Raw genomic sequence first — 544 nt, 5'->3', positions numbered from 1 at the left:
TTCCTTTTGATAAGTTTTCATATCTCTCATAGAGCGCTTGCAATATGATACGTTTTGTATATATGCATTCATTACTCCATTGTGTATGATTCATTTTAATCAATAAGAAACGCTATTTGAAAGCCGCGTCATATCATTTGACACGGCTTTTTTTATGTTACTCTCTCTTTTATGATATGTTTATAGCAATGCATTTTATATGCGTTTATACACCATAAAGAAAGCACGCCCCCCACGCCGTTCTTTATTCTGTTTTATCAGTTATATTGACAACATTATCCCTTTCATAAACCTCACATTTTTTTGGAACCAACCTTACTTTGCTTTTTTTATTGATTTTTGCATTGCCATAAGCACGCCCCCAGATCGTTGCACAATATGAGATTTTTGCATTGCCATAAACAGAGCCATAAATCTCACAAGAGCCACTCACACAAGCATTCCCATAAACCTTGCCATAAATCTTTGCACGACCATTAATAACAGCATAATTATAAACTTTTGCATGGCTATAAATGCAAGCAGAGCCAGAAACCTTGGCATG

Annotated in this window: 1 pseudogene; it reads right to left on the bottom strand. The window is 35.3% G+C overall.

What is annotated here, in order from left to right:
* Positions 1 to 244: 244 nt before the first annotated feature.
* Positions 245 to 544: pseudogene (locus ACFINL_RS09895) on the bottom strand (hypothetical protein); the annotation flags it as partial.

It is taken from the genome of Bartonella sp. AA78NXGY (assembly GCF_042197005.1).
Classification (GTDB): Bacteria; Pseudomonadota; Alphaproteobacteria; order Rhizobiales; family Rhizobiaceae; genus Bartonella.
This window is presented reverse-complemented; position numbering and strand designations above follow the sequence as displayed.